Raw genomic sequence first — 2002 nt, forward strand, 5'->3', positions numbered from 1 at the left:
GTCGCCGGGCCGGGCGGCCGAGCTGCCGCCGCATCCCAGCGATGACGACGAGATCCTCGATCACCTGGGCCGTCTCGACGGCACCGGCGCGGACGTGCTGGGCAGCCGCGAGGTGATGCGGATGGCGCTGCCGGTGGTGAAGGCCGACTACCGCGCCTTCGACGCCTACGTCTGCGCGCCGGATGTCCGGGTGCAGGCCAGGATTCACGTGCTCGGCGGTGTCGAGGACCCGTTCGTGACGCCGCGCGACCTCTACGGCTGGGCCGGGCACAGCGCGCATGAGATCGACGTGACGGTCTTCGACGGCGGGCACTTCTACCTCAACGAGCACACCGACGGGATCGCCGAACTGCTGGCGCCGTCGCTGAACACGGTCGGATGAGCGGCATGACGGACCCGGATCCCATCGTCATCGCGGGCATGGCGATCGAAGCGCCCGGCGGCGTGGAGACGCTGCCCGGCTACTGGGCGGCCCTGTCGCAGGGGCGCGAACTGCTCGGCGCGTTCCCGCGCGATCGCGAGTGGCCGCTGGATCAGCTGCTGGCGCTGGATCGGGTGGAGGGCTGGAGTCGGGTCGCCGACTCGGGCGGATTCCTCGACGGCGCGGCCGAATTCGATCCGCTGTTCTTCGGCATCACACCGCGCGAGGCGGTGTCGATGGATCCGCAGCAGCGCGTCGGCATGCGGGTCGCCTGGCGGGCGCTCGAGAACGCGGGCCTCGAGCCGGGCTCGCTGGACGGTGCCGAGGCGGGCTGCTTCATGGGCGCGTCCATCAACGAGTACGGGCCGATCGCGGCCGCGGTCACCGATTACAGCGGCTACCGGGTGACCGGGACGGCGCTGGGCGCGGTGGCCGGACGCATCTCGCACGGGCTCGGGCTGGTCGGGCCGTCCATGAGTGTGGATACCGCCTGCGCGTCCTCGCTGACCGCGCTGCACTTGGCCGCCAACGCGATTCGCGAGGACGAATGCGAATGGGCGCTGGCCGGGGGTGTGTGCGTGATGGGGTCGCCCGCCGCGTTCTACGAATTCTCCAAGAACAACGCGCTCGCCGCCGACGGGCATCTGCGCGCCTACGCCGCCGACGCCACCGGAACGGTGTGGGGCGAGGGCGCGGGTGTCGTTGTGCTGGAACGAGAGTCGCGGGCGCGGGCGCTCGGGCACCGGGTGCACGCGCGGGTGCTGGGCACCCGGGTCAATCACAACGGCAAGGGCGCGCCGCTGGCGGTGCCGAGTGCGACCGCGCAGCGGCGGCTGATCGACAAGACGCTCGCCGCGGCCGGTGTCGGTGCGGAGGCGATCGGATTGATCGAGGGACACGGGACCGGTACGCCGGTCGGTGATCCGCTCGAATTGGCTGCTCTCGCAGCCGCTTACGGCTCTCTGGAGCGCACCCGCGGCCCGCTGCTGGGCTCGGTGAAGTCCAATGTCGGTCACGCGCAGGCGGCCTCGGGCATGCTCGGCCTGATCAAGGTGCTGTTGTGCGGGCAGTACGGGCAGATCGCGCCGACCCTGCACGCCGAGGTCCCCACCGACAAGGTCGACTGGGACGCCACCAGCCTGCGCCTGGCCACCGAACTCACCCCGTGGGAACCCGTCGAGGGCGTTCGCTACGGGGCCGTCTCCTCGTTCGGCGTCGCGGGCACCAATGCGCATGCCGTCCTCGCCATGCCGGTCGCGGATGAGCTCGAGCCTGTTCTGGAGGATCTGCATGTCTGAATACCGGCTCCCTGACGGCACCGTCCCGGTTCTGCTGTCCTCCGAGACTCCCGGCGGGTTGCGCGCGGAAGCGGCGCAGCTGGCCCGCTACCTGGCCGATCGGCCGGAGGTGACGCCGGATCGGGTGGCGGACATGCTGTTCCGCACTCGGTCCGCGCGCCGGCGCCGGGCGCTGGCTATGGTGTCGGACCGCGGCGAGCTGCTCGCCGCGCTGGAGGCCGTCGCCGCCGACACCGAGCATCCCGCCGTGGTGTCCGGCATCGGCGCGGCCACCTCGCGGCGC

General features: G+C 71.8%; 3 protein-coding genes. All 3 read left to right on the forward strand.

The features are described from left to right. On the forward strand, window positions 1-382 hold a 382-nt coding region (locus tag ACWELQ_RS44645), incomplete at its 5' end, for a thioesterase II family protein (RefSeq protein ID WP_452403013.1). 5 nt (window positions 383-387) lie between these two features. Beyond that, window positions 388-1719: a beta-ketoacyl [acyl carrier protein] synthase domain-containing protein gene (locus ACWELQ_RS44650; protein WP_452403014.1), complete on the forward strand. Its 1332-nt coding sequence runs from the start codon at window positions 388-390 to the stop codon at window positions 1717-1719. Continuing rightward, window positions 1712-2002, forward strand: a 291-nt coding sequence (locus tag ACWELQ_RS44655; RefSeq protein ID WP_452403015.1) for a hypothetical protein, incomplete at its 3' end; no start/stop codon positions are given. The genes ACWELQ_RS44650 and ACWELQ_RS44655, both read left to right, overlap by 8 nt.

Source organism: Nocardia sp. NPDC004722, assembly GCF_053601505.1.

Bases quoted from the DNA above. Each gene is read 5' to 3' on its own strand.
- ACWELQ_RS44650 (WP_452403014.1), top strand. From the start codon at position 388: ATGACGGACCCGGATCCCATCGTCATCGCGGGCATGGCGATCGAAGCG.